This window comes from Streptomyces fungicidicus (assembly GCF_003665435.1).
Taxonomy (GTDB): domain Bacteria; phylum Actinomycetota; class Actinomycetes; order Streptomycetales; family Streptomycetaceae; genus Streptomyces; species Streptomyces fungicidicus.
In genome coordinates, this window is sequence record NZ_CP023407.1 from 3,510,563 (window position 1) to 3,536,167 (window position 25,605).

General features: G+C 71.1%; 28 protein-coding genes and 3 pseudogenes. 10 read left to right on the plus strand and 21 right to left on the minus strand.

Annotated features, from left to right (window positions below):
- Positions 1–91 precede the first annotated feature (91 nt).
- The 4 genes from cysS to CNQ36_RS15825 all read right to left on the minus strand — a co-directional run bounded on the left by cysS (position 92) and on the right by CNQ36_RS15825 (position 3,727).
- Positions 92–1,492 carry a cysteine--tRNA ligase gene (gene cysS, locus CNQ36_RS15805; RefSeq protein WP_121546493.1) on the minus strand — a complete coding sequence of 467 codons (1,401 nt, stop codon included), beginning with the start codon at positions 1,490–1,492 and terminating at the stop codon, positions 92–94.
- Positions 1,493–1,639: 147 nt separating this feature from the next.
- Positions 1,640–2,134 carry a 2-C-methyl-D-erythritol 2,4-cyclodiphosphate synthase gene (ispF, locus tag CNQ36_RS15810; protein WP_121546494.1) on the minus strand — a complete coding sequence of 165 codons (495 nt, stop codon included), beginning with the start codon at positions 2,132–2,134 and terminating at the stop codon, positions 1,640–1,642.
- Positions 2,124–2,897: a 2-C-methyl-D-erythritol 4-phosphate cytidylyltransferase gene (gene ispD / locus CNQ36_RS15815; protein ID WP_004929882.1), complete on the minus strand. Its 774-nt coding sequence runs from the start codon at positions 2,895–2,897 to the stop codon at positions 2,124–2,126. The genes ispF and ispD overlap by 11 nt, the downstream gene beginning before the upstream one ends.
- Positions 2,898–3,244: 347 nt before the next feature.
- Positions 3,245–3,727 (minus strand): CarD family transcriptional regulator, encoded by a 483-nt coding sequence (locus CNQ36_RS15825; RefSeq protein ID WP_003953493.1) that lies wholly within the window; start codon positions 3,725–3,727, stop codon positions 3,245–3,247.
- Between the two features lie 675 nt (positions 3,728–4,402).
- On the opposite strand from CNQ36_RS15825, the gene CNQ36_RS15835 reads away from it, so the two are divergent.
- Complete coding sequence (locus CNQ36_RS15835; RefSeq protein ID WP_121546495.1) at positions 4,403–5,077, plus strand: copper chaperone PCu(A)C domain-containing protein; 675 nt, start codon at positions 4,403–4,405, stop codon at positions 5,075–5,077.
- 103 nt (positions 5,078–5,180) lie between these two features.
- Here CNQ36_RS15835 and phoP read toward each other — a convergent pair whose 3' ends face one another.
- Together phoP and phoR are read right to left on the minus strand one after the other, a co-directional pair.
- Positions 5,181–5,861 carry a two-component system response regulator PhoP gene (gene phoP / locus CNQ36_RS15840; RefSeq protein ID WP_004929857.1) on the minus strand — a complete coding sequence of 227 codons (681 nt, stop codon included), beginning with the start codon at positions 5,859–5,861 and terminating at the stop codon, positions 5,181–5,183.
- Positions 5,858–7,165, minus strand: coding sequence for a two-component system sensor histidine kinase PhoR (gene phoR, locus CNQ36_RS15845; protein WP_121546496.1), 1,308 nt, complete (start codon positions 7,163–7,165; stop codon positions 5,858–5,860). The genes phoP and phoR overlap by 4 nt, the downstream gene beginning before the upstream one ends.
- A 200-nt stretch (positions 7,166–7,365) precedes the next feature.
- On the opposite strand from phoR, the gene phoU reads away from it, so the two are divergent.
- Positions 7,366–8,055 (plus strand): phosphate signaling complex protein PhoU, encoded by a 690-nt coding sequence (phoU, locus tag CNQ36_RS15850; RefSeq protein ID WP_004929852.1) that lies wholly within the window; start codon positions 7,366–7,368, stop codon positions 8,053–8,055.
- Positions 8,056–8,224: 169 nt separating this feature from the next.
- The gene (locus CNQ36_RS34710) at positions 8,225–8,380 is read left to right on the plus strand and encodes a hypothetical protein (protein WP_163013276.1); all 156 of its coding nucleotides are present in this window, start codon (positions 8,225–8,227) and stop codon (positions 8,378–8,380) included.
- A gap of 104 nt (positions 8,381–8,484) precedes the next feature.
- Here the strand turns inward: CNQ36_RS34710 and CNQ36_RS15855 are convergent, their stop codons facing one another.
- Positions 8,485–9,777, minus strand: coding sequence for an MDR family MFS transporter (locus CNQ36_RS15855; RefSeq protein WP_121546497.1), 1,293 nt, complete (start codon positions 9,775–9,777; stop codon positions 8,485–8,487).
- 152 nt (positions 9,778–9,929) lie between these two features.
- On the opposite strand from CNQ36_RS15855, the gene CNQ36_RS15860 reads away from it, so the two are divergent.
- From CNQ36_RS15860 to CNQ36_RS15870, 3 genes are all read left to right on the plus strand, one after another.
- A complete protein-coding gene (locus CNQ36_RS15860; RefSeq protein ID WP_004929850.1) occupies positions 9,930–10,691 on the plus strand; it encodes a phosphoglyceromutase in 762 nt (253 codons plus the stop codon).
- A 229-nt stretch (positions 10,692–10,920) separates the two neighbouring features.
- Entirely contained in the window at positions 10,921–11,583 is a 663-nt protein-coding gene (locus CNQ36_RS15865; RefSeq protein ID WP_121546498.1) for a Type 1 glutamine amidotransferase-like domain-containing protein, read from the plus strand.
- Positions 11,584–11,938: 355 nt separating this feature from the next.
- A complete protein-coding gene (locus tag CNQ36_RS15870; protein WP_040906831.1) occupies positions 11,939–12,547 on the plus strand; it encodes a hypothetical protein in 609 nt (202 codons plus the stop codon).
- 42 nt (positions 12,548–12,589) lie between these two features.
- Here CNQ36_RS15870 and CNQ36_RS35850 read toward each other — a convergent pair.
- The 6 genes and pseudogenes from CNQ36_RS35850 to CNQ36_RS15895 all read right to left on the minus strand — a co-directional run.
- Positions 12,590–12,730 (minus strand): annotated as a pseudogene (locus CNQ36_RS35850) (DUF6928 family protein); the annotation flags it as partial.
- A 145-nt stretch (positions 12,731–12,875) separates the two neighbouring features.
- Entirely contained in the window at positions 12,876–13,214 is a 339-nt protein-coding gene (locus tag CNQ36_RS15875; protein WP_004929845.1) for an XRE family transcriptional regulator, read from the minus strand.
- Positions 13,211–13,597 (minus strand): type II toxin-antitoxin system RelE/ParE family toxin, encoded by a 387-nt coding sequence (locus CNQ36_RS15880; RefSeq protein ID WP_121546499.1) that lies wholly within the window; start codon positions 13,595–13,597, stop codon positions 13,211–13,213. Before CNQ36_RS15880 ends, CNQ36_RS15875 begins: the two co-directional genes overlap by 4 nt.
- 32 nt (positions 13,598–13,629) lie before the next feature.
- A pseudogene (locus CNQ36_RS15885) lies at positions 13,630–13,815 on the minus strand (low molecular weight phosphatase family protein); the annotation flags it as partial.
- A 176-nt stretch (positions 13,816–13,991) separates the two neighbouring features.
- The gene (locus CNQ36_RS15890) at positions 13,992–14,438 is read right to left on the minus strand and encodes an SRPBCC family protein (RefSeq protein WP_121546500.1); all 447 of its coding nucleotides are present in this window, start codon (positions 14,436–14,438) and stop codon (positions 13,992–13,994) included.
- Between the two features lie 142 nt (positions 14,439–14,580).
- A pseudogene (locus CNQ36_RS15895) lies at positions 14,581–14,790 on the minus strand (response regulator transcription factor); the annotation flags it as partial.
- Between the two features lie 41 nt (positions 14,791–14,831).
- On the opposite strand from CNQ36_RS15895, the gene CNQ36_RS15900 reads away from it, so the two are divergent.
- Positions 14,832–15,182: a hypothetical protein gene (locus CNQ36_RS15900; RefSeq protein ID WP_228312979.1), complete on the plus strand. Its 351-nt coding sequence runs from the start codon at positions 14,832–14,834 to the stop codon at positions 15,180–15,182.
- Positions 15,122–15,961, plus strand: coding sequence for a hypothetical protein (locus CNQ36_RS15905; RefSeq protein WP_121546501.1), 840 nt, complete (start codon positions 15,122–15,124; stop codon positions 15,959–15,961). Before CNQ36_RS15900 ends, CNQ36_RS15905 begins: the two co-directional genes overlap by 61 nt.
- Before the next feature lie 19 nt (positions 15,962–15,980).
- Here the strand turns inward: CNQ36_RS15905 and CNQ36_RS15910 are convergent, their stop codons facing one another.
- From CNQ36_RS15910 to CNQ36_RS15920, 3 genes are all read right to left on the minus strand, one after another.
- Positions 15,981–16,583, minus strand: a complete 603-nt coding sequence (locus CNQ36_RS15910) for a hypothetical protein (RefSeq protein WP_121546502.1) — start codon at positions 16,581–16,583, stop codon at positions 15,981–15,983.
- Positions 16,584–16,613: 30 nt separating this feature from the next.
- Positions 16,614–18,005 (minus strand): PE-PGRS family protein, encoded by a 1,392-nt coding sequence (locus CNQ36_RS15915; RefSeq protein ID WP_121546503.1) that lies wholly within the window; start codon positions 18,003–18,005, stop codon positions 16,614–16,616.
- 128 nt (positions 18,006–18,133) lie between these two features.
- Positions 18,134–18,940 carry a hypothetical protein gene (locus CNQ36_RS15920; RefSeq protein ID WP_228312980.1) on the minus strand — a complete coding sequence of 269 codons (807 nt, stop codon included), beginning with the start codon at positions 18,938–18,940 and terminating at the stop codon, positions 18,134–18,136.
- 101 nt (positions 18,941–19,041) lie between these two features.
- On the opposite strand from CNQ36_RS15920, the gene CNQ36_RS15925 reads away from it, so the two are divergent.
- On the plus strand, positions 19,042–19,947 hold the full coding sequence (locus CNQ36_RS15925; protein ID WP_121546504.1) for a phosphorothioated DNA-binding restriction endonuclease: 906 nt from the start codon (positions 19,042–19,044) through the stop codon (positions 19,945–19,947).
- A gap of 13 nt (positions 19,948–19,960) precedes the next feature.
- On the opposite strand, the gene CNQ36_RS15930 is transcribed toward CNQ36_RS15925, so the two are convergent.
- Both CNQ36_RS15930 and CNQ36_RS15935 read right to left on the minus strand, forming a co-directional pair.
- Positions 19,961–21,307 (minus strand): FG-GAP-like repeat-containing protein, encoded by a 1,347-nt coding sequence (locus tag CNQ36_RS15930; protein ID WP_121546505.1) that lies wholly within the window; start codon positions 21,305–21,307, stop codon positions 19,961–19,963.
- Between the two features lie 129 nt (positions 21,308–21,436).
- Positions 21,437–21,853 (minus strand): DUF2000 domain-containing protein, encoded by a 417-nt coding sequence (locus tag CNQ36_RS15935; RefSeq protein WP_040906828.1) that lies wholly within the window; start codon positions 21,851–21,853, stop codon positions 21,437–21,439.
- Between the two features lie 48 nt (positions 21,854–21,901).
- On the opposite strand from CNQ36_RS15935, the gene CNQ36_RS15940 reads away from it, so the two are divergent.
- Positions 21,902–22,708 carry an AraC family transcriptional regulator gene (locus CNQ36_RS15940; RefSeq protein WP_121546506.1) on the plus strand — a complete coding sequence of 269 codons (807 nt, stop codon included), beginning with the start codon at positions 21,902–21,904 and terminating at the stop codon, positions 22,706–22,708.
- A 24-nt stretch (positions 22,709–22,732) separates the two neighbouring features.
- Here the strand turns inward: CNQ36_RS15940 and CNQ36_RS15945 are convergent, their stop codons facing one another.
- The 3 genes from CNQ36_RS15945 to mshA form a co-directional block, all read right to left on the minus strand.
- Positions 22,733–23,539, minus strand: coding sequence for a hypothetical protein (locus tag CNQ36_RS15945; protein WP_228312981.1), 807 nt, complete (start codon positions 23,537–23,539; stop codon positions 22,733–22,735).
- A gap of 99 nt (positions 23,540–23,638) precedes the next feature.
- Positions 23,639–24,145 (minus strand): type III secretion system chaperone family protein, encoded by a 507-nt coding sequence (locus CNQ36_RS15950; RefSeq protein WP_121546508.1) that lies wholly within the window; start codon positions 24,143–24,145, stop codon positions 23,639–23,641.
- Entirely contained in the window at positions 24,138–25,475 is a 1,338-nt protein-coding gene (gene mshA / locus CNQ36_RS15955; protein WP_121546509.1) for a D-inositol-3-phosphate glycosyltransferase, read from the minus strand. The genes CNQ36_RS15950 and mshA overlap by 8 nt, the downstream gene beginning before the upstream one ends.
- Positions 25,476–25,605: the final 130 nt, after the last annotated feature.

The following is a 25,605-nucleotide window of genomic DNA, read 5'->3' on the forward strand; positions in this document are numbered from 1 at the left end:
GTGCGTGTGTGCGTACGTCTGTGAAGTGTGCCGCCCGGAGGCCCGGACGGCACAGTCGATCTTCGTCGCCGGGGCCCCGCGGCCCCGGATCTCAGCGCGGGCCGAGGCTCCAGCGCGGCCCCTGCGGGCCGTCCTCGATCACCAGGCCGGACTGGTTGAGCTGGTCGCGGATGGCGTCCGCGGTGGGCCAGTCCTTGCGCGCCCGGGCGGCCTCGCGCTGGTCGAGGACCATCCGGACGAGGGTGTCGACGGCGCCGTGGAGGTCCTGGCCGCGGTCGCTCTCGCCGGCCCAGTGCGGGTCCAGCGGGTCGAGGCCGAGCACGCCGAGCATGGCGCGGACCTCGGCGAGACGGGCGACCGCCTCCTCCTTGTCGTCGGCGGCCAGCGCGCTGTTGCCCTGCCGGACGGTGGTGTGCACGACGGCGAGCGCCTGCGGGACGCCCATGTCGTCGTCCATCGCCTCGGCGAACGCGGGGGGCACCTCGGCGGCGGGTTCGACGACGCCCCCGGCCTTCTCCACCACGCGCTGCACGAAGCCCTCGATCCGCGCGAACGCGGACTCGGCCTCGCGCAGGGCCTCCTCGCTGTACTCGATCATCGACCGGTAGTGCGGGGTGCCGAGGTAGTAGCGCAGCACGACGGGCCGCCAGTGCTTGACCATCTCGGAGACCAGGACGCTGTTGCCGAGCGACTTCGACATCTTCTCGCCGGCCATGGTGACCCAGGCGTTGTGCACCCAGTACCGGGCGAACTCGTCGCCGTAGGCCTTGGCCTGGGCGATCTCGTTCTCGTGGTGCGGGAAGATCAGGTCGAGGCCGCCGCCGTGGATGTCGAAGGCGCTGCCGAGGTACTTGTGCGCCATCGCCGAGCACTCCAGGTGCCAGCCGGGGCGCCCGCGGCCCCACGGCGTCTCCCAGCTCGGCTCGCCGGGCTTGGCCGCCTTCCACATGGCGAAGTCGCGCGGGTCCCGCTTGCCGGTCTCGCCCTCGCCGGACGGCTGGAGCAGGTTGTCGAGCTCCTGGTTGGACAGCTCCAGGTACTCCGGGAACGAGGCGACGGCGAAGTACACGTTGCCGTCGGCCTCGTAGGCATGCCCGCGCTCGATGAGGCCGCGCATCATCTCGACCATCTCGGTGATGTGGCCGGTGGCGCGCGGCTCGTAGGTGGGCGGCAGGCAGCCGAGGGCGTCGTAGCCGTTGGTGAAGGCGCGCTCGTTCTCGAAGCCGATGGACCACCAGGGGCGGTTCTGCTCGGCGGACTTGGCGATGATCTTGTCGTCGATGTCGGTGACGTTGCGGATGAACGTCACCGCCAGGCCGCGGTACTCGAACCAGCGGCGCATGATGTCGAAGTTCAGGCCGGACCGGATGTGCCCGATGTGGGGCGCGGCCTGCACGGTGGCGCCACACAGGTAGATCGAGACGCAACCCGGCTGGAGCGGGGTGAAGTCACGGATCTGCCGGGCGCTGGTGTCGTACAGGCGAATAGTCACGACACCAGGGTAGTGGGCGCGGGGCGGTGCGCGGTGCCCGCCGCTCCATCGGGGGCGATCGCCCCGCGCGGGCCGGCCGGGGGCCCGCGCGGCCGCGCGGCGGAGCCGTGTACCGGCACGGCTCCGCGCGCTCCCGTACGGGGGCGCTCACCCCTCGGCGACCACCAGCGCGGTGGCCACCGCCATGAGTCCCTCGTCCCTGCCGGGGAAGCCCAGGCCGTCGGTCGTCGCGCCGGAGACCGAGACCGGGGCGCCCGCCGCCTCCGAGAGGAGCTTCTGGGCCTCGTCCCGCCGCTTGCCGATCTTGGGGCGGGGGCCGACCACCTGTACGGCGACGTTGCCGATCCGGAAGCCGGCCTGCCGGACGATGCGCGCGGCCTCGGTGAGCAGGGTGACGCCCGACGCGCCGGACCACTCGGGGCGGCCGGTGCCGAAGTGCTGTCCCAGGTCGCCGAGGCCGGCGGCGGAGAAGAGGGCGTTGCAGGCGGCGTGGGCGACGACGTCCGCGTCGGAGTGGCCGGCCAGGCCGGGGCCCTCGCCCTCCCACTTCAGGCCGGCGCACCACAGCTCCCGGCCTTCCTCGAAGGCGTGGATGTCGGTGCCGATGCCTACGCGGGGCAGGGGGTACGGCTCAGAAGCCATCGTTGAGCCTCCTGCGGGCCAGGACCGCCTCGGCGAGGACCAGGTCGAGCGGGCGGGTGACCTTGAAGGCCTCCTCGTGCCCGGGGACCGTGACGACGGTGAGTCCGAGCTGTTCGACCATGCTCGCGTCGTCGGTGACGTCGTCCTTCACCGTCTCGTGCGCGCGCACGAGGGCGGCCCGGTCGAAGCCCTGCGGGGTCTGCACCGCCCGCAGCAGCGACCGGTCGGGGGTGGCGACCACGGGCTCCGGCTCGTCCGGGCCGGCGGGCGCGACCTGCTTGACGGTGTCGGCGAGCGGCAGCGCGGGCACGACGGCGGGCGCGCCGTCGCGTACGGCCTCGATGACCGCGTCGACGGTGTCGACCGGGACCAGCGGGCGGGCCGCGTCGTGCACCAGGACGATGTCGTAGCCGGGCGGCAGCGCGTCCAGGCCGAGCTTCACGGACTCCTGGCGGCTCTCACCCCCGGGGACCACCAGGAAGTCGGTGCGGTCGGGCAGCGCGTGCGATTCGAGCAGCGACTTCACCTCGGCGGCGCCGTCGGGCGGGGCCACGACGACGACCAGGGAGACGGCGCGGGAATCGGCCATCGCGCGGACGGCGTGGATGAGCATGGGCGTGCCGCCCAGCGCGCGGAGCGCCTTGGGGGCGCCCGGTCCGAGGCGGACACCCCGGCCGGCGGCCGGGATCACGGCGGCCGTGCGGACGGTCGTACGGCCGGGCGCGGGGCTCGGCGACGGCGGGGGGAGCGGATCGGCAGACATCGGTTCCTGTCAGGTTTGTGTGCTCGGCCTACGTGGGTATGGCCTGGGCGTACCCCCTGCTCCCGGAGCGGGGGCAGTGCCGGGCGTTCCGCCTCGACCAGCCCCTTCCGTGATTCTGGTCGAGTCGACCGCCCGGGCCCGGCACGCCAGGGGTGGGGACGTGAGTGATGACACATTCCCCGGTGTGACGCAAGTGCAGCGTACGAAAGGCGTGCGGGTATCCGCGGGTACGAACATGCCGCAGCGCCCGGCGACGTCCTTGACGTCATCGGGCACCGCGGCATTTCGATGCACTGAGGAGGAGTTCCCGAGCCCTCGGGTTCTCCAGCCCCTAGGACCGGCAGGTCTCAGGAGGCGAGAACCTCGTCGAGCAGGGCCTCGGCCTTGTCCTCGTTGGTGTTCTCCGCGAGGGCGAGCTCGCTGACCAGGATCTGACGCGCCTTGGCGAGCATGCGCTTCTCACCGGCGGAGAGTCCACGCTCACGCTCACGACGCCACAGGTCACGCACGACTTCCGCGACCTTGATGACATCGCCCGAGGCGAGCTTCTCGAGATTTGCCTTGTAACGACGGGACCAATTCGTGGGCTCCTCCGCGTACGGTGCGCGCAGCACCTCGAAGACCCGGTCCAGCCCGTCCTGACCGACCACATCACGTACGCCGACGAACTCCGCATTGTCCGCTGGCACACGTACCGTCAGGTCACCCTGGGCGACCTTCAGCACCAAGTAGGTCTTGTCCACGCCTTTGATCTGGCGAGTTTCGATTGCCTCGATCAGCGCGGCCCCGTGATGGGGATAGACCACGGTGTCGCCAACCTTGAACGTCATGTGACAGGTACCCCTTCCGTGGCTATCCAGGGTAACACGGATACGGCGTCTTCTGAATGGCGTTTTCGCAGGTCAGGGCCATTCTCGGGGCTTGACAACAGCAACAGGAACGTGCTGCGGACGCCTAGCGGAAGCAGGTATTCGCAGGTCGGAGCGGCTCTCCGGGGCGAGTGAAACGCGTACGTTACACGCATCCGGAGCCCCCCACGAACGGTCGAACATCCCCAAATGTCCGGTTCCAAGTGCTCGAGTTCCGCTACTCCGTTCGGTGCGGCGACCCGGGTTCCGGCCGATTCCGGAATTGATCACACGGTGTGAGGATGACCGGCGGGGTGATCAATTCCGGAGCGCCCCGCTCATTCCTTCACGGGAAATACGCGATCACTATGGGAATGGCGTGGGAGTACGGCACCTAAGTGACCCAAGTGACTGGTGAGTCACTTGTGACTCATGAGGCCGGGAGGCTTCTGTCGCGACTCCTGCGTGACTCCCGCCGACCTCCGGGGAGGGAGTGACGCGCGGCCGGGGCAGGCCTTCCCGGGGGAACCACCGGCGTTCTGGGGAGGGTCGGGTGCGGCAGCGCGGGAACGGCTCGGTAACCTGAGGCCGCTGACAGACACTTAAGGCGGCTTTATCCGGGTCGCCCAACGCTCGAGTCAAGGAGTTGCCGCCGCCGTGAGCAGCAGCCTTCGACGCGGCGCCCTCGCCGCCGCCGCCATCACGTTCTCGCTCGCCTCGCTCTCCGCGTGCGCGGCCGGCAACAACGCCCAGACCCTGCAGATCCAGCCGGACAACGCGGCGACCACCGTCGGGGACATCAAGGTCCAGAACGCCGTGGTCATCACCCAGCCCGACCTGGAGTCGACGGGCCCGGCGGTGGTCTCGGCCACGCTGTTCAACGAGGGCCGCACCGACCAGACGCTGGAGTCGGTCACCATCCCCGGCACCGGCAAGTCCGCCGAGCTCAAGCCCGCGGAGGGCGGCAGCCTCACCGTCCCGGCCGGCGGCTCGCTGATCCTCGGCGGCGAGGGCAACGCCGCCGCCGTACTGCCCAGCAGCCGTGAGGCCGTCCGGGACGGCAACGCGCAGAAGGTCACCTTCACCTTCAGCGAGACCGGTGACGTGAGCCTGCGCGCGTTCGTCTACCCGGCCGAGCGCTTCTTCGAGAAGTGGGGCCCGAGCGACGTTCCGTCCGCGCCGGGCGCGGAGCAGTCGGCGGAGCCGTCCGAGGAGCCGTCGGAGGAGAGCTCCGAGGAGCCGGCCGCCGGCACCTCGGAGGACGCCACGCCCGGCGACTCCACGGAGACCCCGTCCGACGCGTCCTCCGCCAGCGCCTCCGCCAACGACTGACGCAGACACAGCCGAAGGGCGGGACCCCTGAGGGGTCCCGCCCTTCGGCACGTCGGGCAGCGCGATCACCCGCCGCCCAGCCCCCGCACGGGCGCACGCCGGCCTACGGCTCGAACTTGTACCCCAGCCCCCGCACCGTCACCAGATACCGCGGCGCCCCCGGATCCGGCTCGATCTTCGCCCGAAGCCGCTTCACATGGACGTCGAGCGTCTTGGTGTCACCGACGTAGTCCGCCCCCCACACCCGGTCGATGAGCTGCATCCGGGTCAGCACCCGCCCGGCGTTCCGCAGCAGCATCTCCAGCAGGTCGAACTCCTTCAGCGGCAGGTCGACCTTGGTGCCGCCCACGGTGACCACGTGCCGGTCGACGTCCATCCGCACCGGCCCGGCCTCGAGAGCCGCCGGAGTGACCTCCTCCGGCTCCCCGCGCCGCCGCAGCACCGCGCGGATACGGGCGACCAGCTCCCGCGAGGAGAACGGCTTGGTGACGTAGTCGTCGGCCCCTATCTCCAGGCCCACCACCTTGTCGATCTCGCTGTCCTTGGCGGTCACCATGATGACGGGGACATTGGAACGGCCGCGCAGCTGGCGGCAGACCTCGGTGCCCGGCAGCCCGGGCAGCATCAGGTCGAGGAGGACGAGGTCGGCGCCGTTGCGCTCGAACTCGTCGAGTCCGTCGGGCCCGGTGGTCGCGACCGCGACCTCGAAGCCCTCCTTGCGGAGCATGTACGACAGGGCGTCGGAGAAGGACTCCTCGTCCTCGACGACGAGCACTCGGGTCACGGAAGGACCTCCGGGGAGGGAATTTCGTACGCGGATGAATCGGAAGAGTGGGGGGATGAGTGGGACGCCCGTGCGGCCTCTCCGTCGAAGCCTCGGGTGTCGTCCCCGTGGGACAGGTCGTCCCCGTGGGACATCTGGGGGGTGCGGTCGCGGGCCGCACGGGCCTCCGGCAGCCGCAGGGTGAAGGTGGATCCCTGGCCCTCGGCGCTCCACACCGTGACCTCCCCGCCGTGCGAGGCGGCCACGTGCTTCACGATCGCGAGGCCCAGCCCCGTACCGCCGGTGGCACGGGAGCGGGCCGGGTCGACCCGGTAGAAGCGCTCGAAGACGCGCTCCTTGTCCTTCTCGGAGATGCCGATGCCCTGGTCGGTCACCGCGATCTCGATGAGGTCCCCGCCGGGCTGGGCGACCGTACGGGCCGCGATGCCCACGCGGGTGCGGGCGGGCGAGTAGTTGACCGCGTTCTCGACGAGGTTGCCGAGCGCGGCGGCGAGCTGGCCGCGGTTGCCCCAGACGCGCAGGTCGGCGGTGCCGCCCGCGGCCATGGTGATCTCCTTGGTGCCCGCCTGGTGCCGGCAGCGGTCGACGGCCTCGGCGACCAGTTCGTCGACGCGGACCGGCTCGGCGTCCTCCAGCGGGTCGTCGTTCTGGACCCGGGAGAGGTCGATGAGTTCCTGCACCAGGTTCGTCAGCCGGGTCGCCTCGATCTGCATACGGCCGGCGAAGCGTTCCACCGCCTCGGGGTCGTCGGAGGCGTCCATCACGGCCTCGGAGAGCAGGGAGAGCGCCCCGACGGGCGTCTTGAGCTCATGGCTGACGTTGGCGACGAAGTCGCGTCGTACGGCTTCTATGCGGCGGGCCTCGGTGAGGTCCTCGACGAGCAGCAGCACGAGCCGGGAGCCGAGCGGCGCCACCCGCGCGGACACCGCGAGGGCCTCGCCGCGTCCGGTCCCCCGGCGGGGCAGGTCCAGCTCGACCTGCCGTATCTCACCGTCGCGCCGGGTGTCGCGGGCCATCTGCATCATGGGTTCCACCGCGAGCTTGCCGCCCCGGACCAGTCCGAGCGCGTACGCGGCGGAGCTGGCCTTGACCACGCCGTCGGCCTCGTCGAGTACGACGGCGGACGAGCGCAGCACGGACAGCACGGTGTCCACACCCGGCGGGAGCACCGGGTCCGTGTGCAGGGAGGTGCGCGTGGGGCGCCGCTGTTCGCGCTCGCTGACGCGGAACGCCAGCATGGCGATGACGCCGGTGAGCACTCCGGCGATCGCTGCCACTGCGGCGACCGCCGCGTTCACGTCCATGCGTCCAGGTTAGGCATGGCGCGGGCGGTGCCCACAGCCGTCGGAGTGCGAGCTCGAACACTCGTCGCCCAGAGTTCACCTTGGAGCCAGGGATGGTTCATTTGGGGTGACGGAACCCGACGCGTACGGGTCGCACCGTGGGAGCGTGGGGAGGAGCCCAGGCCCCTGAAGCCCAGAAACGCACGAGATGAGGAACCCTGATGCGTGACGCGTACCACGAGGAACTTGATTCGATCGGCGACGGTCTGGTGGAGATGGCCCGACTGGTCGGGTCGGCGATCGGACGCGCCACGACCGCGATCCTGGACGCGGACCTGAAGCTGGCGGAGAGCGTCATCGAGGCCGACCAGAGGGTCGACGAACTCCAGCACGACCTGGAGGCGCGGGCCATCGCCCTGCTGGCCCGCCAGCAGCCGGTGGCGACCGACCTGCGGATAGTGGTCACCTCGCTGCGGATGTCGGCCGACCTGGAGCGCTCGGGCGACCTGGCCCAGCACGTCGCCAAGCTGACCCGGCTGCGCTACCCGGAGCGCGCGGTCCCGCACGACCTGCACGCCACCATCCTGGAGATGGGCCAGCTCGCGCAGCGCCTGATGGCGAAGGCCGCGGAGGTGATCACCACCAAGGACGTCGACCTGGCGCTCCAGCTGGAGCAGGACGACGACGCGATGGACCTGCTGCACCGCACGCTGTTCCAGCACCTGATGGACGACCGCTGGAAGCACGGCATCGAGACGGCCGTCGACGTCACCCTCCTGGGCCGCTACTACGAGCGCTTCGCCGACCACGCGGTCTCGGTCGCCAAGCGGGTGGTGTACCTGGTCACCGGCGAGCACGCGGACGAGATCCAGTCGGACCTGCAGGCGGTGCCGGGCGTCGAGGGAGCCTGAGGCGCGGCGCGGGCGGGCGTGCGGACGAACGACGGGCGTGCACACGTCCGACGGGCGTGCGCGCCTCCGCCCCCGGCCCGCGCGAGCCTCGATGCGCCGTTGATGCGCCCGGCCGGGCGGGCGTCCAATGGGGGCAGGTGTGCACTGGCGCCACCCCGAGGAGGGACCCATGGCCGAATCCCCCAGCACGACGCCCGACCCCACGCAGGAGCGCGAGACCGAGCAGCCCGCCGAGGTCAGGAACCTCACCCTGATCGCCGCCTGCGGCTGTGGCTCGGGCTGCGGCTGCGGCTGTCAGTCGGGCAACCCCTGCCAGTGCGGCTGACGCCGTACCCGCACCCGGCCCAGCGCGAGAACGGCGAAGGCCCCGTCGGCACCTGACTGCCGGCGGGGCCTTCGCCGTTCCGGGCGGAGGGTGACGGGGGCGCCTCAGACGGCGCTGGAGGCGCCGGCCTCCGCGGGCCGCTCCACCGCGCTTTGGGCCTTCTCCTCACCGCCTCCGGCCTTCTCCTCCCCGCCCGCCGGCAGCCCCCGCATCAGCAGCGCGTAGCCGAGGCCGGCCACCGTGCCGATGACGGCGCACAGTCCCCACAGCCACACGGACCCGAAGCGGTCGATGACGAACCCCGCCATCAGGGGGGCGACCAGCGCGGCCACGGCCCAGGACATGGTGTACATGCCCTGGTAGCGCCCGCGTCCGTGCACCGGGGAGAGCCGTACGACGAGGCCGGTCTGGGTCGGCGCGTTGACGATCTCGGCGAGGGTCCACACGCACACGGTGAGGGCGAAGACGCCGACCGACCCGGCGAAGGCGGTGAGGCCGAGGCCGTACCCGGCGAGCAGCGCCGAGATCACCAGCAGCCGCCCGGGGTCCCGGTGCTCGATGAACCGGGTGACCGGGATCTGCAGCACGACGATGAGGACGCCGTTGACGGCGATGGCCATGCCGTAGTCGGCGGGCGTGAACCCGGCCTCCCCCATCGCGATGGGCAGTCCGACGGACGCCTGCTGGAAGATCAGCGCGATGAGGAACGACAGCCCGACGACCCCCATGAACCGCCCGTCCCGCAGCACGGTCGTCAGCCTCACGCCGGCCTCCCGCGCGGCGGCCTCCGCGCTCCGCACCGGCTTCGACTCGGGCAGCTTCAGGAAGACGACGACGGCGCACACCAGCGTCATCACGGCCTCGATGAGGAACCCGGCGAGATAGCTGTACTCGGCGATGAAGCCCGCGGCCATGGAGGAGACGGCGAAACCGAGGTTGATGGCCCAGTAGTTGAGGGAGAAGGCGCGGATACGGTCCTCGGGCCGCACGATGTCCGCCATCATCGCCTGCACCGCGGGCCGGGAGGCGTTGGAGGCCATGCCGACGAGGAAGGCGACGCCGGCGATGGCGAGCGGGTCGCGCACGAACCCCAGGGCGGCCACGGAAAGGGCCGTGGCGACCTGCGCGACGAGCAGCGTGGGCCGCCGTCCGAGCCGGTCGGTCATCACTCCCGCGCCCAGCGAGGAGATCACCCCGCCGAGCCCGTGCAGGGCGGCGACGAGACCGGCGTACGTGGCGGAGTACCCGCGGTCGAGGGTCAGATAGAGCGCCATGAAGGTGGCGACGAAGGCACCGAGCCGGTTGACGAGGGTGCTGGTCCACAGCCACCAGAAGGCCGGCGGCAGCCCGGAGACGGTCTCCCGGACAGCGCGCCTCGCACGGACGACGGACGACATGGAAGGACCCCCCGGATGTAAGCGGCCAAAACGGCAGGCACAACTTACGAAGCGGGGGTCCCGGAGGGCCACTCGATTAACAGATCCCGTCAACCGTCCGCCCAGCGGGCAGGGCGCGCGGGCCGTGCGGCGCGTCGATTACGCTCGGGCTCATGGCCGACGCACCGTACAAGCTGATCCTCCTCCGCCACGGCGAGAGCGAGTGGAACGAGAAGAACCTGTTCACCGGCTGGGTGGACGTCAACCTCACCGCGAAGGGCGAGAAGGAGGCGACGCGCGGCGGCGAGCTGCTCAAGGACGCCGGCCTGCTGCCCGACGTGCTCCACACCTCCCTCCAGAAGCGCGCGATCCGCACCGCGCAGCTCGCGCTGGAGGCCGCCGACCGCCTGTGGATCCCGGTGAACCGCAGCTGGCGCCTGAACGAGCGTCACTACGGCGCCCTGCAGGGCAAGGACAAGGCGCAGACCCTCGCGGAGTTCGGCGAGGAGCAGTTCATGCTGTGGCGCCGCTCCTACGACACCCCGCCGCCCCCGCTCGCCAACGACGCCGAGTACTCCCAGTTCTCCGACCCGCGCTACGCGACCCTCCCGCCGGAGGTGCGCCCGCAGACGGAGTGTCTGAAGGACGTCGTCGTCCGGATGCTCCCGTACTGGTTCGACTCGATCGTCCCGGACCTGCTCACCGGCCGCACGGTCCTCGTCGCCGCCCACGGCAACAGCCTGCGCGCGCTGGTCAAGCACCTGGACGGCATCTCGGACGCCGACATCGCGGGCCTGAACATCCCCACGGGCATCCCCCTGTACTACGAACTCGACGCGGACTTCTCCCCGGTCACCCCGGGCGGCAAGTACCTCGACCCGGAGGCCGCCGCGGCAGCGATCGAGGCGGTCAAGAATCAGGGCAAGAAGAAGTAGGGCCCACGAGTAAGCCCCCTGCCTGCGGTTTCTCCGCCGGGAGGGGGCTTTTCGCTGCCTCCGGGCCGTCTCCGGGCGGCTCCGGCTCCTGTCTCCACTCCGCTCCGGCGCCGAAGGGACCTGAGGGGCCTGAGGGACCCCTGAAGAGGTTGCCTGAACAACGATGAGTTCCAGCACGGTTCCAGGTCTTCAGGTACATCCACCTTCCGCGCGTGAATCTGGAGGCACCTTGAAGCTCTTGCTTACGTCAGGCGGCGTCACGAACCCGAGCATCCACTCGGCACTCGTGGAGCTTCTCGGCAAGCCGATCGGCGAGTGCCACGCCCTCTGCGTCCCGACGGCACAGTGGGGCCATCCGATGTGTGGTCCGACATCGGTGCGGGGCTTCGCGGCCGCCGAGCCCACGTGGCAGCACTTGTCGGGCCTGGGCTGGGCGTCGCTCGGTGTCCTCGAGCTCACCGCACTGCCCACCATCGGCGCCGAGCGATACGTCCCCTGGATCCGGGAGGCCGACGTGCTCCTGGTCGACGGCGGCGACGCGACCTATCTGTGCCACTGGATGCGGGAGTCCGGGCTGGCCGATCTGCTGCCTTCGCTGCCCGACACGGTCTGGGTGGGAGTGAGTGCCGGAAGCATGGTGATGACACCCCGGATCGGAGCGTATTTCGTCGAGTGGCCGTCCGCACCGGACGACCGCACCCTGGGAGTCGTCGACTTCTCGATCTTCCCGCACCTGGACGCTTTCCCACAGAACACCCTGGCTGACGCGGAGCGGTGGGCCGCCGACATCGGCGTCCCGGCCTACGCCATCGACGAACAGACGGCCATCAAGGTCGTCGACGGCTCCGTCGAAGTGGTTTCCGAAGGGCAATGGACGAAGTTCGGGTCATAGCCGCCCGGCATTCGAAGGCGTCCCGATGAGCGGAAGGCCGGGCCGTCTCCGGGCCGTCCGAGGCCGCTCAACAGTGGCCGACGACGACCAACGACGTCGCGATATCTACCGTTAACTCTCTTTTAGTTCCCCCGTGCTACCCAACGCACCGAAATACACCCGCCAGTTGATCCCCAACACCATGACGGGGGACACTACCCGGCGGAAGCGTGTTCCCGGCCGAGTGGCACTCTCTTCAATACCCTCGCGTGCAGGCCATCAGGGGCCAATTGCCCGATGTTTACTGGGCAGTTGACCTCAGACTTTCATGATAGCGTCATTGCCCGGAGGGACAGTGCAACCTGAAAGGGAAATCGTGAACACGGAGAAGATTGCCGCTCGCCGCCTCTCGCTGGAAGAGGTGACGAAGCTCGGGGTGAAGGACAGGCTCTTCGTTTCCGCCGACACGGAAGAACTCAAACTTCCCGACTGCTACGTCCCTGCTTTTCTGACCAAGTCCGGTGGGGATTTCGAGGGCGGCTCGATCACGGCGAGGACCGTATTCCAGGAAGAGGTCTCCTGCCTTCCCGACGACGAGAACGAAGCCGGAATCTACCTGGCCGACGAGAACGGCCCGGTGACCATCGAGGTCCTCCAGTCCGCCGGTGTCGTGCTGGACCTGGCGCTCTTCGTCCCCGGTGGGGACAAGGGGGCCCTCTCGGCCCTTTACGCCGCGGCCCGGCAGGCGTTCGGCGCCGACGTCGTGCAGATCTGGCGCCAGGGCCTCAAGGAGGTCCCCGACGTGAAGGTCGACATCTTCGAGGAGCAGATTCCCCGCGGCCGCAAGGGGGGCGACAGCCCCAAGCGTGACCGTCGCGCGATCGACACCTACCCCACCCGTGCGGACTTCATCGAGTTCTCCGCGGGGTGGAAGCCGGTCGTCGAGATTCACAAGCCGGTTGTCGACGACACCCCGACCATCTGAGACGGCTTCACCTCGCGCGGCGAATGCCAATCCGCTTAGCTCGACGGCGTCAGCATTGCCGCCGTCGGGCTCACGGCGGCCTTCCTGTACGAACCCGCAGAACGCTCGCAGTGCGTCCTCGTCCAGTTCCATGGAGTCGAAGGGCAGGGCATACGGCTCCTCTTCGCCGGCCCAGTAGGGCATTTCGCAGACAGAACCGGGGATGCAGCTGCACTACAGAGCTGGGCACCTCGGATGCCGACCGCGCTCGTCCGACGCTAGCCGTGGCCACTGACAACGACCTGCCCACGAGAGGCCAGTGGGCGTCAGCTCCAGATCGTGAGCCGGCTCAGGCGACGGTGTACTCCGCGTCCCCGAAGTCCGCGACTACCCGCAGCCGGCCCCCCAGTGCTTCCACGTAGGCTCGGAGTGTCGCCACCTCGGCCCGGTCAAGTTCGCCGTGCTCGATCGCGGAGACGCGAGGTGCCGAAACACCCATGGATGCCGCTACTTGGCGCTGGGTCAACGCTTGTTCACGTCGGACCTCCGCGAGCTTGTGTGCGCGTACCTCCGCGGTCAGCCTGTCCATGGCTGCCTGCTTCTCCTCGACCGAACGCACCGGCAGCCCGGCGGCCTCGCGCCGCTCGCGTGCCCTGCGCTTGGTCTCCTCCCAGCCGACCGTGCTCATTCGTACTCCCTGGTCTCGGGATCAGTCACATGTGCCTGATAGCGCTTCTCGGCAATCGGGATATTGACGTCGTACCAGCGCTGCCAGTTTCCGGCCTTGTCACCGGCCACCAGCAGTACTGCCCTGCGCACCGGGTCGAAGGCGAAGAGGATCCGGATCTCGCTGCTACCAGTCGAACCCGGTCTCAGCTCCTTCAGGTGATGATTGTCGGCGCCTTTGATCCGGTCGACCAGCGGACGACCAAGCGTCGGTCCCGTGGCCGCCAACATGTCGATGGCGTCTTCCACCTGTTCGGCACTGTCCCAGTCATCCTCGGCCAGCGCCTCGAACCACGCCGCGACCTCGGTGACGAGGACTACTTCCCATTGAGCCACGTCCGCCATGTTAACGCAAGCGTTAACATGGGCCGCTCTGTTCATGTCCGGCTTGTCGACGTGATCTCGTGGGTCAGGGTGCGGACGCGTCGTTCGATCTCGTCGCGGATGGGGCGCACGGCGTCGATGCCCTGTCCGGTCGGGTCGGGGAGGTTCCCGTCGAGGTGGCGCGTGCCGGGGAAGACGGGGCAGGTGTCGCCGCAGCCCATCGTGAGGACCAGGGTTGACAGCAGGCCCGTTCGCTCGTCGAGCCCGGCCGCCGGCGGCTGGCCGGAGCTATCTGCGGCGGTGGACGTACCAGGCCACGGCGAGCACGACCAGGAGTGACAGCACGAACGCCCACACGGTCGTCGCCGTGTCGAGGGACCGGTACACGATGGCCAGCATGCGGGGGCGCATACCCTCAAACCGTCGCGGTGTGCTCGCTCACCGCGATCCGGGCCAGCTTCGTCAGCATCATGCCGTTGCGGACGCCGACGAAGTAGTCCACGGGGAGTCCGTGCATCCGTGTGCCGGGGCCTCGGAGGGGGTGCCAGTCGAGGGTGAAGAGGGTGTGCTCGCCCCAGGGGGTCAGCTTCATGGCGATGCGGGCCGCGCCGAAGGGGTCGGCCTTCGCTTCCAGTTCCAGGCGGCGCCGCGGTTCGCAGACGCGGACGACGCAGGTGTCGTCGAGGGTCAGCGGGCCGGCGCCGACGCGGACCTCCAGCCGGGCGCCCTCGTCCGGCCAGTGCGGGTCCACGGCGAGGACCCGCTGGGTTCCCGTCACCCACTCCCCGTAGCGGTGGCCGTCGGACAGCAGGCGCCAGACCTCGGACGGCGAGCTGAGGATCAGACAGCGGTTCCGGGCCATGGTCACGCTCCTGGAGGGTCGCCCCCGCGGCCGTCGCACGGGCTCGGCTTCCAGCGTCGTGCCGACCGCACCGCCCGCACAGTCCGGAGCAGCCGGACGGGTGAGCCGACGGCAGGGGCGAGCGCCGTTCGCGGGGAGCCCGTTACGGCTGGTGAGCGGTGTCGGGGGCGGCGGCGGTGACGAGGCCGGTCTCGTAGGCGACGATGACGGCCTGGACGCGGTCGCGGAGGCCGAGCTTGGCGAGGATGCGGGCGACGTGGGTCTTGACGGTCGTCTCGGCCAGATGGAGGCGGGCGGCGAGTTCGGCGTTGCTCAGGCCCCGGGCCAGGAGGCCGAGAACCTGGGATCGCCTTCACGGGACTGCCCGGCGACCCGGCGCTGACGGTGGTCGGGGTGGCCCGCTCGGTCACCCGGACCGCCGACGCCTGGGTGGTTCCGTCCCAGATGCCGGCGCTCACCGCGCCCGGCAGCAGCGGCGGCTACCAGATGCTGTACCGCTTCACCGGGGCCGGCACCCCGGCCGGGATCACCGCGGGCGGCGAGGCCGTGACCGCGTCCCTGCCGCCGGGGGCGGCCGTCGGCGAACAGTCCTGGCTCACCGTGCGCAAGTCCGCCGAGCGCGACACCGCCGTCTGTTTCCCGTGGGTTAGATTCGTGCGAGCCGACCCGTGGAGGATGTGCTCATGCCCGGTTACGACAGTTCGAGGTCACGGCTGCGGCTGGCCGACCGTCATGTCCGGGTGATCGCCCGCCTCGCCGCGGGGGAGACGCCGGACCCGGAGCTCTTCCCGTCGCTCGGGGAGCTGCAGGAACTCGGGCTGGTCGGCGAGGAGGGCGAACTGTCGCCGTTGCTGCGTGAGTTGGTGGGAGCCCTGAAGACTCCCGTGCTCAACATCAGCGTCGAGATCACCGGCGAGGCCGGGCCCGTGCACCATGGCGTCCTCGTCGGCGCGGAGACGGTGATCGCGCACGAGGGCTGGCCGGGTGACGAGGAGTCGGAGTACATCCCGATCGAGCCGAGCACGCTCGTCTTCGAGCTCGCCCGCATGGTCCGGCTGCGGCGCGGCGGCGAGGAGCAGCCGGCGGCGCGGCGCGTCGAATCGACCATGAAGGCCCTGGACGGCGCCTTCGCGGTACTGGCCGCTCCGGCCGGAGAGGCCGGAGACGCCGGGGATGCCGGGGAGGACCGGGACACCGTCCGCAAGGCCGTCACCGAGGCCGGCACCACCGGGGACATGGCGGACGCCCTGACGGAGCTGGTGCTCGCCCTGAACTCGTACTGGCGGGTCACCGTCGCCTGGGACGGACAGCACGACGGCGGGCACGCGCCGATGTTCCGCAGCCTCGCCGTCTGGGACTGCGGCTCCCGGGGTTACTGGATCCGGGAGCAGCCGGAGGAGCCGATCCTGCCCGGACAGGTCACGCCGGACAGCCCCCTGCACCTGGTGCGCTCGGACGCCGGGGAGATCTGGCGCGGGCTGACCGCTCTGATCCCGGAGAAGGAGGAGCTGGGCCCGCGCTGAATCGCGTCGGCGGCGTCCGTTACTCCGCCCCGTCCGAGAAGCGCTGCATGAGGGCGAAGGGGGAGGACAGGGCGGCGCCCGTCAGCGTGAGGACGTCGGTGTCCACTTCCTCCAGCAGGATGGCGATGGCGAGGTCGACCGCGTCCACCGGGCCGGTGGCCGTGCCGGCGCTGTAGGTCGTGGCCGGCGGGACGTGCCGGCCAGGTCCGATCGACACCCTGACGCCCTCCCTCGTCAAGGCCCTCACCCTGCCCAGGTCCTCGATGACGTAGACGTACTCCCGTCCCTCGTACCTGATGCGCAGGGCACGGTCCTGTTTGCGCAGGGCTCGAGAGTTGAACTCGAGCTCCGCGCGCCGACCGTCAAGCAAGAGTTCGGCCTTGAAGAGCGACGGCCGTCCTGACCGGCGTTTCCCTGTGAAGATCGCTTCCGGGAAGGCCGGACCGCTCAGCCGGGCATCGTCCATTCCCTTGCGCAGCGGCCGATGGATGGGGCAACGCTCGACGACGACCGGCCCGAAGTGCCCCACATCTCCCTTGACCCCCGCCGTCGGCAGCTGCTTCTTGGGCGCGGTCTTGTACGGCAGCAGCTCGAACTGCAGGCTTTCACTGCTCTTTTCCATGGTGATCAGGCTTTCATCTTCGGCGTTTCGCTAATCGAACGGGTTGAGCGCGCTGCCCAGCTTCTTGGCTCCGTCGGCGATCCCTTCGCCGATGTCGCTCGCCTTGTCGCCCACCCACTCGGCCGCCTTGTCGGCGCCCTCGGTGATGTCGTCCCAGTGCTCGACGACCTTCAGGCCGCCGTAGACGAGGCCGGTGCCCACGGCGAGGCCGATGGTGACCGGGTTGGGGGCGACCATCGCGGCGGTGAGGGAGGCGTTGAAGCCGACCTCCGCGTAGTTGGCCAGATAGCCGGCCTTGCTCTTCTCCCACTCCTTCGCGTGGTCCATGGTGGCGATGTTGGCGACGGAGAACGCCGTGGCGCCCGCCGAGCCGACGATGCCGGCGCCGCGCCACAGTCCCGCCGTCTTCGCCGCCGCGCTGAACCCGCCGGCCTTTCCGACGGTCAACAGGCTCGCCTGACCCGCACGGGTGACCGCCTGGCCGGAGTGGGTCGCCCCGCCGTACAGACGGGCCATGTCGTCCGAGCCGACGAAGAAGTTGATGGCCTGGTTGGGCGTGAAGCCCAGCAGCTTGGCGTTCATGAAGCCGCGCCCGCGCAGCGCGTCCCATCCGCTGCTCCAGCGGTCGCCCAGGAAGCCGGAGCTGAACGGAACGTGTGCGACCCTCTGGTACGTGGGGCTGCGGGAGGCCATGTTGCCGAGCTGCCCGGGGAGCCAGCTGCCGGGGGCGGCCAGCGAGCGAATGGGCGGATCGTATTTCTTGAGAGATTTGCCCGCCCAGTTCAGGATGGGGTTGCTGCCTGCCGCAGTCCAACGGGTCTCAAGGGCAGCCTTCATCGGCCCGAGCCTGCCCGTCTTCACGGCGTTGCCCAGCAGCACCTTGGTGCCCGAGAAACCGCTCACCAGCGAGACCTGTCCGGCGGCCACCACGTTGAACGCGTCGCTGCCGAACTTGATCATCTCGGTGAGGGTCTCCTCGTGCGGCTCCAGGCCGGGGATCTTCGACAGCGCGTGCCCCTCGAGCCGCGCGACCCAGTCGCCGAGCTTCTCCCCCGGCTGGCGTGCCAGGCTCTTCGCGTTCGGATCGCCGCTCGCCGCCACCGAGTTGGCCAGCAGCAGGGTCTCCGGTTTGATGCCCTCGCCCTGGTACTGCTCCAGGTCCTTCGCCGTGAAGCCGGCCCACAGCAGCCCGGCCAGCGGGTCGCCGTTCTCCAGCCTCAGGAGGACCGCGCGTTTGCGCAGGTCCTTCGCCTCGTCACGGGTCCAGGACCGCATCGGCTGCAGCGGCGCCAGATGCCCGCTCGCCCCCAGCCGGGAGGCCCGGGTGAAGGCCTCGTCGAGGCGGTCCTCCACACCACCGCGCCCGTCCAGGAGTTTCGCCAACTGCTCCAGGTCCTCGGGATTGGCCCCCCGAAACGACATGCTCGCCCCGTCCCTCGACAACCGCTCGCGGCTCAGAATAGGCCGCGGGAGGCGGATATGGCCGTCGTGAGCGCATCACGCCGGCCGCGCGGCCTCCGTCCCGCTGCCGGACTGAGGAAGCGGCGCCCTCACCCCGCCGCGGCGGTCAGGCGCAGGTACTGCCGCATGCCGTACGGGTACGGCCAGGGGCTGTGGCCGCCCGCGCGCAGCCGGTCGATCGCGATCAGCGCGTCGGACGCCGTCTTGCACCGTGGGTGCCGGGCGGCGAAGGCGGCGACGCGGGGGCGCTGGGTGGGGAGCCAGGCGGCCACGAGCCCGGGGTCGCCGTCGTACCACCAGGTGAACGTGAAGTCCTCCCAGAGCAGGTCGGTCGCCCAGTCGAAGGCGAGGCGGACCAGGCCGGCGTCGGCCGCCGGGCCGGGGAGGGCGGCCAGGTGGTCCAGCCAGGGCTCCAACTCCCCCGTGGCGTGGGCGATGCCCTCCACCAGGTCGGTGATGCCTCCCGGGAGCCGGTCGCCGGTCAGGGCGAGGGCGAGCAGGGCGCGGAACGCCCCCTCCACGGCGGCCCGTTCGGGCGCGGGCCAGTCGGTAAGACCGGCCCCGTGACGGCCCAGGTGACCGAGTTCCAGGGCCGCGTCGGAGCCCTCGCCGCCCGGGCCCCAGTGGCGCAGCGCGCGGGGCAGCAGACGGCGCCACAGGACGGGGTACTGGTCGCTCTCCCAGTGGGAGGCGGTCTCGCGCAGGAAGTGGCCGAGGACGTCCTCCGGCACGGCGCCGGGGTCGCCGCCGAGCAGGCGCAGGTCCGACTCGGGGGTGCAGTACGTGCAGCCGTCCACGGGACGGCCGAGCGCGGGCGGGTCGGCGAAGACCCGGTCGGCCTCGGCGAGCGCCAGCCGCCACATCTCGCGGGGATCGACGTCACGGGTGTCGGACACGGGGCGACCTGCCGGGGGGGACTCCGCGCGGCGGAACCGGCGAAGAGCGCGACATTACCAGCCGGAAGAGGCACCGGCCCCTCGTCAGTACGATCGCCGTCATGAACTGGGTCGAGCGCGCCGCCGAGTTGAGGCAGTGGAGCAGAGGCGGGGTCCGGGCCCCGCACAAGCCGCTGCTCCTGTTGTACGCCCTCGGCCGGTTCCAGCGGGACGCCGACGACGAGCTGGCGTACAGCGCCGTGGAGGACGACCTCAAGCGGCTGCTGGAGGAGTACGGCCCGACGAACCGGACCTCGCCCGCCTACCCCTTCCACCACCTGGTCGGTGACGGGGTGTGGGAGGTGCGCAGCGACCGCGGCTCCGGCAGTCCGGGGACCGGCGTGCGGGAGCTGCGGACGACCCACGCGGCGGGACGGCTCGCCCCGGAACTGCGGGCGGCGCTGCGGCGGGAGCGGTCGCTGCTCAGCCGTATGGCGCGGGCGCTGCTCGACGCGAACTTCCCGCCCTCGCTGCACGCCGAACTCTGCGAGGCCGTCGGCCTGGAGTCCGCGCCCGCGGAGGTCGCCCTCCGCACGACCGCCGGGCGCCGCCGGGACGGCCGGATGCGGGAGCTGGTGCTGACGGCGTACGAGTACCGGTGCGCGTTCTGCGGCTACGACGGCCGGATCGGGCCGGTGGCCGCCGGGCTGGAGGCCGCGCATGTGCGCTGGTGGGCGTTCGACGGCCCGGACGACGTCGACAACGGGCTGTGCCTGTGCTCCCTGCACCACAAGCTCTTCGACAAGGGCGTCCTCGGTGTCGGCGACGGCCACCGCGTCCTGGTCTCGCAGAGCTTCGTCGGACACAGCGCTGCGGCCCGCGCCCAGGTCACCGACCTCTCCGGCCGCCCCCTCCTCGGCCCCCAACCGGGTACCGCCCCCGTCGCCGCGTCGCACCGCGACTGGCACACCGCGCAGGTGTTCCGCGGCGCGCCCCGCCCGGCCCGCACCGCCCCGTCACCGGCGTGACCGCGCGGGTGCGCTACTGCAGGAAGTCCGACGAGACCGTGTCCTGGACGCCGGACGTGGTGATGCCGCCGGAGTGGCCGCGCAGACGGAGGTAGTCGGTGAAGAGGTCGGCGTGCCCGTCACGGTCGGAGTCGCGCAGCCGCAGGTAGTCGCCGAAGGACTCATTGGCCTCCAGGCCGCCCGGCACGCCCGAGGTGTTGCGGTCGAAGAACTGCGACTTGGCTCCGGTGAGCCCGGAGGGGCCGCCGCGCAGGATGTGCAGGGCGCCGGCGTCGGCGTGTCCGCCGATGTCCTCGCCGGGGGCGGCGACGGCCAGGTCGGGGTAGCCGTCGGCGTTGACGTCGCCCACGGAGATTCTCGCGCCGAAGCGGTCGCCGCTCTCCATGGCACCGGTGACGCCGGTGGTGTTCTGGTTGAGGCGGGTGACGCCGCCGGGCCCGGTGGAGCCGCCGCGCCAGACGAGGACGCCGCCCTTGCCCTGGGCGTTGGGGTGTCCGAGGGCGATGTCCCCGTAGCCGTCCTTGTTGAAGTCGGCGATCTGGGTGTCGACCTCCCAGCTGGTGTCCTCACCGGTGCCCAGCTCGTAGGTAGCGCCCCGGGTGAGCGTGCTGCCCCCGCGGATGAACCAGGCGCCGCTGACGGTGTGCCGGGTGCCGTCCACCCCGCCGACGACCACGAGGTCGGCGGCCGTGTCCTTGGTGACCCGCCCGGCGGCCAGGTGCTCGGCGAACATCTTGTCGTTGGTGAGCTTGGTGACCTTGCCGCTGAAACCGGACTTGGTGAACGAGCCGGCGTACACGTGCGCGGTGTGGTCGTTGATGAGGGCCAGATCGGGCCTGCCGTCGCCGTTGAAGTCCCCGGCGGCGAGGTCGAGACCCATCTGGTGCGACTTCCCCGGTGCCTTGTTGGGGACCGAGGTGGCACCGGACAGTCCCGACGCGGAACCCCAGACGATCATGACGGCGCCCTGTTCCGCGACCGTGCCGACGTCCTCGCCGTAGACGCCGACGGCCAGGTCGGCGTATCCGTCGCGGTTGAAGTCGGCGGCCGCCATCGCGTTGCCGAAACCGTCGTCCCACTCGTTGGCGCCGGGGATGCCCGCGCTGTTCTGCGTGAGGTTCTGCTTGCGCCCGTTCGGCCCGGTGGCCGTGCCGTAGATGACGCCGACGGTTCCGGAGCCGTCGCTGCCCGCGTCGGTGACGCTCCCGCTGTAGGCGTAGTCGCGGTAGCCGTCACCGTTGAAGTCGTCCGCGTACTTGGCGGGCGCGGCCGACGCCGCGGGGGCGGCGAGGAGCGGCGGGCAGAGCGCCACCGCGAGCACGGCGGCGGTGGCGAGGACGGTGCTGCGTGAGGAGGGCATGGTTCTCCGTGGTCCGAGAAACGTCCTGTGAACGGGCGCTTGAACTGTGATCTTGGACGCGCGGGGACCCCGCATGGTTGTACGTACGCCGTCACCGCTCCCTCACCGGATGCGGTGGGTGTCGGCGTATCAGGGGTGCATCCGGGCGCCCTTGAGGACCTTGTCGACCGCGTTCCGCGGGCCGTGGAGCGAGAGGCCGACCAGGTCCAGGCCGGCCGTGCCGACGGCGCGGACCGCTGCGCGGTTCGCCTCGTCGTGACCCGTGGCGAAGAGGTCCGAGGTGAAGACCGCGCGGGGCAGGGCGCGGGAGAGGGCCCGTGCATGGGCCGCCCCCAGGACTTCCTTGGTGCCCTGGAAGACCAGGACGGGCTGGCGGAACATCGGCAGGTACGGGACGCCGTCCGCGTCCTCGTACGGTTCCCCGACGACCTCGGGGACCTGGGTGCCCAGGCCGCTGACCAGGAACGCGGTGACGTTGAGGCGCTGCCAGGGCTCCAGGTCCTCGCGCAGCAGTACGGCGATCTTCGTGTCGAAGCGAGTGCTCATGCACCGAGACTGCCGACCGGGCCCGGCGGCGTCTTGTACGTTGTTTGCATGGCCGCGGAACGCCCCGAGCGGGCCGTTTCCGCCTGGCGGCCCCGCGTCCCGGGTGTCGTCGAGGTGTTCCACGCCCGCTACACCGAGTACGCCTACCCGATGCACGTCCACGACGCCTGGACGCTGCTCATCGTCGACGACGGCGCCGTGCGGTACGACCTGGACCGGCACGAGCACGGCACCCCGCACGACACGGTGTCGCTGCTGCCCCCGCACGTCCCCCACAACGGCGCCCCCGCCACCGCCGACGGCTTCCGCAAGCGGGTGCTCTACCTCGACACCAGCCGGCTCGGGGACGACCTCATCGGGGCCGCCGTCGACCGGCCCGATCTGCGGGACCCCGTGCTGCGGCGCCGCGTCGGGCAGGTCCACTCCGCGCTGGTACGGCCCGGTGACGAGCTGGAGGCCGAGAGCAGGCTGACCCTCGTCGGGGAGCGGCTGCGCGAGCATCTGCGGTCGCGGGACGCCGCCGGGCCGCCCCGGCGCGATCCCGTGCTGGCCCGGCGGCTGCGGGAGCTGCTCGACGCCCGGGTGGTCGACGGACTCACCCTGGAGGAGGCGGGCGCGCTGCTGTCCGCGCACCCCGCCCACCTCGTGCGGGCGTTCAGCGGCGCCTACGGCATCGCGCCGCACCAGTACCTGATGTCCCGCCGGGTGGGGCGCGCGCGCCGGCTGCTGCTGGAGGGGCGGGCGCCGGGCACGGTGGCCGTCGACACCGGGTTCTACGACCAGGCGCACCTCACCCGGCACTTCCGGAGGCTGGTCGGGGTCACGCCGGGGCGTTACCGCGCGGTGGGCCGGTAGCCGCTGCCACCGGCCCCGCGCGGGTCACTGCACGTCGACGTAGTCGCCCGCCGCCGTCGCGCCGCCCGTCGTGGACGTCTCGCCGAACGTCCAGCGCCAGTAGCCGTCGGTGGTGGCCGTCACCGTGGTCTTCAGGGAGCCGGTGGAATTCGCGCGTACGGTCTTGACCGTCGTGTACGTGCTGGTGCCCGCCTTGCGGAACTGGAGCTTGGCGAGCTTGTCGGGGTAGCCGACGTACGCCTCCCTGCCCCAGTCGGCGCGGGTCAGCTTGCCCGTCACGGTGAGGGTCTTGTTCTTGGCGACCGGTTCCGGCGAGGCGTTCACCGTGGCCCGCGCCGCGCGCTTGACCTGGACCGTGCCGAGGCCGGTCAGGGTCTCCTCGGCCTCGAGTTTGGTCTCGGAGCCGTGGGCCCAGCGGCGGACGTTGACCGCGATCTTCCAGGTGGTGGCGTCCTTGGTGGAGTCCAGGGTCCACCGGGGGTCGATGTAGAGCACTCCCTCGACGTTCGCGGAGCGGGGGGTGTCGTCGTAGTAGGTGACGTAGCCCGTGCGGATGCCGGTCTCCGCGCCCTTGGCGGCGGTGGTCTCGTGGTAGAGGTGCGGGAACGCGGTGATGTCGCCGGACGTGTAACCCGCGGGCCAGGTCATGCGGAAGGTGACGGCGGGTTCCTTCTCCTCGGTGATGCCCACGATGATGGGCTTGCCCTTGTTGACGACGATGTCCGACACCGTGACGCCGGTGTCCGCCGCCCGGGCGGGCGTCGCGGTGAACAGCCCCAGGGCGAGCGCCCCGGTGAGCACGGCCGTCAGGGTGGATCTGCCTGTGCGCATGCACGTCCTCTTCATGCACGGGACCCCTGAGAGGCGGGGTCCGGATCGCGGCAGATTAACAGCAGGGCGTCGTACGTCCGTTCGGGGCCCTGACGGTGCTCACTCGCCGGAGGGACGCTGCAGCAGATGGGCGAACGCGTCCAGGTTGCGGGTGGACTCGCCGCGCGACACCCGCCAGTCGTACTCCTTGCGGATCGCGGAGGCGAAACCGAGCTCCAGCAGCGTGTTGAAGCTGCCGTCGGCGGCCTCCAGGACCTGCCCGAGGAGCCGGTCGAGCTCCTCCGGGGTGACGGCGGAAAGGGGCAGGCGGCCGGTGACGTAGATGTCGCCGAGCGGGTCGACGGCGTAACTCACGCCGAACAGCTTGAGGTTGCGCTCCAGGAGCCAGCGGTGGACGGCGCCCTCGTTCTCGTCGGGGTGGCGGACGACGAAGGCGTTCAGGGAGAGCGTGTGCCGGCCGGCGATCAGGGAGACGGTGGTGGACAGCTTGCGGGTGCCGGGGAGCTTCACCACGTAACTGCCGGGTTCGGGACTCTCCCACTCCAGCTCGGCGTCCCTCAGGACGTCCTCGATGACCTGCGCTGCCTCCGCCGCCTTGTCAGCCATGGGTGGAGCGTACGTGACGGCGGTGGGCCTGGGTCGCGGCCGTGTACACGTCGGCGGTGGCCGCGGCCGCGGTGTCCCAGCCGAAGGACTGGGCGTGCCGTGCGGCGGCCTCGCCCATGCGGTCGGCGAGGTGCGGGTGGTCGGCGAAGTCGCGCAGCACCCGAGCGTAGGCGTCGGGGTCGTGGCCCTGCACGAGGAAGCCGGTGTGCCCGTCCCGTACGGCGACGGGGAGGCCGCCGACCGCTGCGGCGAGCACCGGGGTGCCGGCCGCCTGCGCCTCTATGGCGACCAGTCCGAAGGACTCGCTGTAGGAGGGCATGACGAGCACGGACGCCGCGCGGAACCAGTCCGCGAGCTGCTCCTGCCCGACCGGCGGGTGGAAGCGGACGACGTCCGCGACGCCGAGCCGCGCGGCGAGCTTCTGCAGGCCCTCGGGCTTGGCGAGGCCGCTGCCGCTGGGGCCGCCGACCACGGGGACGCAGATCCGTGAGCGCAGTTCGGGACGCTCGCCGAGGAGGGCGGCCACCGCGCGCAGGAGCACGTCGGGCGCCTTGAGGGGCTGGATGCGGCCGGCGAAGAGGGGGATCAGGGCGTCCTGGGGCAGGCCGAGGCGGGCCCGCGCGGCGGCCCGGCCGTCGGCGGGGCGGAAGCGGCCCAGGTTCACCCCGGGGTGGACGACGGCGACCTTGCCGGGGTCGGCGGCGTAGTGCCGGACGAGTTCGTCGGCCTCCTCGGCGGTGTTGGCGATCAGCCGGTCGGCGGCGTCGACGATCTGGGTCTCGCCGATGACGCGGGCGGCCGGCTCGGGGGTGTCGCCGTCGGCCAGGCTGGCGTTCTTGACCTTGGCCATGGTGTGCATGGCGTGCACCAGGGGGACGCCCCAGCGCTGGGCGGCGAGCCAGCCGACGTGGCCGGAGAGCCAGTAGTGCGAGTGGACCAGGTCGTAGTGGCCCGGGCGGTGGCCGGCCCAGGCCTGCATGACGCCGTGGGTGAAGGCGCACAGCTGGGCGGGGAGTTCCTCCTTGGCGAGGCCCTCGTAGGGGCCGGCGTCGACGTGCCGGACGAGGACGCCGGGGGCGAGCTCGACGGCGGGCGGGAGGGCGGCGGCGGTCGCGCGGGTGAAGATCTCGACCTCGATGTTGATCGCGGCGAGGCGCTGCGCGAGCTCCACGATGTAGACGTTCATGCCGCCCGCGTCGCCGGTGCCCGGCTGGTGCAGCGGTGAGGTGTGCACGGAGAGCATCGCCACGCGGCGGGGCCTGCGGTGCAGGCGCAGCCGCGCAGAGGGGGCGGGGGAGCGCCGCCCGAGCCTCGCGATGTACTGGCTCACGTGGCGTTCCTCCTCGCTGCGGGCATGACTGGTGGAGGGTGTGCGGACCCTCGGGGGCATCAACGCCGGAGGATTGCGTTCCCATTTCCGGACGACGTCCCCGGTTCGCGTTTTTGCCGAATCATTACCG

Bases quoted from the DNA above. Each gene is read 5' to 3' on its own strand.
- CNQ36_RS15910 (WP_121546502.1), bottom strand. From the start codon at position 16,583: ATGGAAAAGAGCAGTGAAAGCCTGCAGTTCGAGCTGCTGCCGTACAAG.
- CNQ36_RS15930 (WP_121546505.1), bottom strand. From the start codon at position 21,307: ATGCCCTCCTCACGCAGCACCGTCCTCGCCACCGCCGCCGTGCTCGCG.
- CNQ36_RS15940 (WP_121546506.1), top strand. From the start codon at position 21,902: ATGGCCGCGGAACGCCCCGAGCGGGCCGTTTCCGCCTGGCGGCCCCGC.
- CNQ36_RS34710 (WP_163013276.1), top strand. From the start codon at position 8,225: ATGGCCGAATCCCCCAGCACGACGCCCGACCCCACGCAGGAGCGCGAG.
- phoR (WP_121546496.1), bottom strand. From the start codon at position 7,165: ATGGACGTGAACGCGGCGGTCGCCGCAGTGGCAGCGATCGCCGGAGTG.
- ispF (WP_121546494.1), bottom strand. From the start codon at position 2,134: ATGGCTTCTGAGCCGTACCCCCTGCCCCGCGTAGGCATCGGCACCGAC.
- CNQ36_RS15875 (WP_004929845.1), bottom strand. From the start codon at position 13,214: ATGAGCACGGTCGGCTGGGAGGAGACCAAGCGCAGGGCACGCGAGCGG.
- CNQ36_RS15905 (WP_121546501.1), top strand. From the start codon at position 15,122: ATGCCCGGTTACGACAGTTCGAGGTCACGGCTGCGGCTGGCCGACCGT.
- phoU (WP_004929852.1), top strand. From the start codon at position 7,366: ATGCGTGACGCGTACCACGAGGAACTTGATTCGATCGGCGACGGTCTG.
- CNQ36_RS15825 (WP_003953493.1), bottom strand. From the start codon at position 3,727: ATGACGTTCAAGGTTGGCGACACCGTGGTCTATCCCCATCACGGGGCC.
- CNQ36_RS15950 (WP_121546508.1), bottom strand. From the start codon at position 24,145: ATGGCTGACAAGGCGGCGGAGGCAGCGCAGGTCATCGAGGACGTCCTG.
- CNQ36_RS15880 (WP_121546499.1), bottom strand. From the start codon at position 13,597: ATGGCGGACGTGGCTCAATGGGAAGTAGTCCTCGTCACCGAGGTCGCG.
- CNQ36_RS15915 (WP_121546503.1), bottom strand. From the start codon at position 18,005: ATGTCGTTTCGGGGGGCCAATCCCGAGGACCTGGAGCAGTTGGCGAAA.
- CNQ36_RS15890 (WP_121546500.1), bottom strand. From the start codon at position 14,438: ATGGCCCGGAACCGCTGTCTGATCCTCAGCTCGCCGTCCGAGGTCTGG.
- CNQ36_RS15855 (WP_121546497.1), bottom strand. From the start codon at position 9,777: ATGTCGTCCGTCGTCCGTGCGAGGCGCGCTGTCCGGGAGACCGTCTCC.
- CNQ36_RS15860 (WP_004929850.1), top strand. From the start codon at position 9,930: ATGGCCGACGCACCGTACAAGCTGATCCTCCTCCGCCACGGCGAGAGC.
- CNQ36_RS15945 (WP_228312981.1), bottom strand. From the start codon at position 23,539: ATGCGCACAGGCAGATCCACCCTGACGGCCGTGCTCACCGGGGCGCTC.
- CNQ36_RS15935 (WP_040906828.1), bottom strand. From the start codon at position 21,853: ATGAGCACTCGCTTCGACACGAAGATCGCCGTACTGCTGCGCGAGGAC.
- CNQ36_RS15925 (WP_121546504.1), top strand. From the start codon at position 19,042: ATGAACTGGGTCGAGCGCGCCGCCGAGTTGAGGCAGTGGAGCAGAGGC.
- ispD (WP_004929882.1), bottom strand. From the start codon at position 2,897: ATGTCTGCCGATCCGCTCCCCCCGCCGTCGCCGAGCCCCGCGCCCGGC.